Origin of the sequence: Nocardia cerradoensis NBRC 101014, from assembly GCF_000308535.1 — a bacterium.
GTDB classification, from domain to species: domain Bacteria; phylum Actinomycetota; class Actinomycetes; order Mycobacteriales; family Mycobacteriaceae; genus Nocardia; species Nocardia cerradoensis.
Map to the genome: position 1 here is coordinate 1 of NZ_BAFW01000077.1, position 2896 is coordinate 2896.

The window sequence follows — 2896 nt, forward strand, 5'->3', positions numbered from 1 at the left end:
ACCCGAGTAGCAGCGGGCCCGTGAAATCTGCTGTGAATCTGCCGGGACCACCCGGTAAGCCTGAATACTCCCTGGTGACCGATAGCGGACTAGTACCGTGAGGGAAAGGTGAAAAGTACCCCGGGAGGGGAGTGAAATAGTACCTGAAACCGTGCGCTTACAATCCGTCAGAGCCTTCGATTTCGGTCGTGGGGTGATGGCGTGCCTTTTGAAGAATGAGCCTGCGAGTCATCGGTGTGTGGCGAGGTTAACCCGTGTGGGGTAGCCGTAGCGAAAGCGAGTCCGAATAGGGCGTTTGAGTCGCATGTCATGGACCCGAAGCGGAGTGATCTACCCATGGCCAGGGTGAAGCGACGGTAAGACGTCGTGGAGGCCCGAACCCACTTAGGTTGAAAACTGAGGGGATGAGCTGTGGGTAGGGGTGAAAGGCCAATCAAACTCCGTGATAGCTGGTTCTCCCCGAAATGCATTTAGGTGCAGCGTCGCGTGTTTCACACTGGAGGTAGAGCTACTGGATGGCCTAGGGGGCCCACAAGCTTACCGAAGTCAGCCAAACTCCGAATGCCGGTGTGTGAGAGCGTGGCAGTGAGACTGCGGGGGATAAGCTTCGTAGTCGAGAGGGAAACAGCCCAGATCGCCGGCTAAGGCCCCTAAGCGTGTACTAAGTGGAAAAGGATGTGGGGTCGCTGAGACAACCAGGAGGTTGGCTTAGAAGCAGCCACCCTTGAAAGAGTGCGTAATAGCTCACTGGTCAAGTGATCCTGCGCCGATAATGTAGCGGGGCTCAAGTACACCGCCGAAGCCGCGGCACTCAGTCATTAGATCGCCTTCGGGCCAGTCGACTGGGTGGGTAGGGGAGCGTCGTGTAGCCAGGGAAGCAGCGGGGTGACCTAGTTGTGGAGGCTGCGCGAGTGAGAATGCAGGCATGAGTAGCGAAAGACGAGTGAGAAACTCGTCCGCCGAATGACCAAGGGTTCCTGGGCCAGGTTAATCCGCCCAGGGTGAGTCGGGACCTAAGGCGAGGCCGACAGGCGTAGTCGATGGACAACGGGTTGATATTCCCGTACCCGTGTATCCGCGCCCAATGGCGAATCAGTTGTGCTAAGTGCCCAAAAGCGGATGGACCTCCTTCGGGAGGCCGGATGTGGCTGCGCACGACCCTGGCTGTAGTAGTCAAGCGATGGGGTGACGCAGGAAGGTAGCTGGGCCCGGTGGTGGATTACCGGGTGTAAGCCTGTAGGGCGTTGTGTAGGCAAATCCGCACAACATGTGCCTGAGAGGTGATGCGTAGCCGGTTGAGGTGAATTCAGTGATCCTATGCTGCCGAGAAAAGCCTCTAGTGAGTTGGTACACGGCCCGTACCCCAAACCGACACAGGTGGTCAGGTAGAGAATACTAAGGCGATCGAGATAACTGTGGTGAAGGAACTCGGCAAAATACCTCCGTAACTTCGGGAGAAGGAGGGCCCGATCTGGTGATGAGTCTTGCACTCGGAGCTGGGTTGGGTCGCAGAGACCAGAGAGAAGCGACTGTTTACTAAAAACACAGGTCCGTGCGAAGTCGTAAGACGATGTATACGGACTGACGCCTGCCCGGTGCCGGAAGGTTAAGAGGACCGGTTAGCGAAGCAATTCGCGAAGCTGAGAATTTAAGCCCCGGTAAACGGCGGTGGTAACTATAACCATCCTAAGGTAGCGAAATTCCTTGTCGGGTAAGTTCCGACCTGCACGAATGGCGTAACGACTTCTCTGCTGTCTCCACCACAGACTCGGCGAAATTGCATTACGAGTAAAGATGCTCGTTACGCGCGGCAGGACGAAAAGACCCCGGGACCTTCACTATAGCTTGGTATTGGTGTTCGGTACGGTTTGTGTAGGATAGGTGGGAGACTGTGAAGCGGGCACGCCAGTGTTCGTGGAGTCGTCGTTGAAATACCACTCTGGTCGTATTGGACCTCTAACCTCGGGCCATGATCTGGTTCAGGGACAGTGCCTGGTGGGTAGTTTAACTGGGGCGGTTGCCTCCTAAAGTGTAACGGAGGCGCCCAAAGGTTCCCTCAGCCTGGTTGGCAATCAGGTGTTGAGTGTAAGTGCACAAGGGAGCTTGACTGTGAGACTGACAGGTCGAGCAGGGACGAAAGTCGGGACTAGTGATCCGGCACCGGCATGTGGAAGCGGTGTCGCTCAACGGATAAAAGGTACCCCGGGGATAACAGGCTGATCTTCCCCAAGAGTCCATATCGACGGGATGGTTTGGCACCTCGATGTCGGCTCGTCGCATCCTGGGGCTGGAGTAGGTCCCAAGGGTTGGGCTGTTCGCCCATTAAAGCGGCACGCGAGCTGGGTTTAGAACGTCGTGAGACAGTTCGGTCTCTATCCGCCGCGCGCGTTAGAAACTTGAGGAAGGCTGTCCCTAGTACGAGAGGACCGGGACGGACGAACCTCTGGTGTGCCAGTTGTCCCGCCAGGGGCACGGCTGGTTGGCCACGTTCGGAAGGGATAACCGCTGAAAGCATCTAAGCGGGAAGCCTGTTCCAAGATGAGGTTTCTCACCCCCTCGAGGGGGTAAGGCCCCCAACAGACCATTGGGTTGATAGGCCAGAACTGGAAGTGCGGTAACGCATGGAGGTGACTGGTACTAATAGGCCGAGGACTTACCAACAAAGCTGCTACGCGTCCACTGTGCGGTATCTGAAACAACACACGACTGTGTGGATAGTTTCATAGAGTTACGGCGGCTATAGCGGTGGGGAAACGCCCGGTCCCATTCCGAACCCGGAAGCTAAGGCCACCTGCGCCGATGGTACTGCACTCGACAGGGTGTGGGAGAGTAGGACACCGCCGGAACATACATTCGCGAAGGCCCCCAACCACCAGGTTGGGGGCCTTCCGCATTT

Annotated in this window: 2 rRNA genes; both read left to right on the forward strand. The window is 56.8% G+C overall.

Features of this window, described 5'->3' with window-relative positions:
• A 23S ribosomal RNA gene (locus ON23_RS09045) occupies positions 1–2661 on the forward strand; the annotation flags it as partial.
• A 68-nt stretch (positions 2662–2729) separates the two neighbouring features.
• Positions 2730–2846, forward strand: a 5S ribosomal RNA gene (rrf, locus tag ON23_RS09050).
• Positions 2847–2896 lie beyond the last annotated feature (50 nt).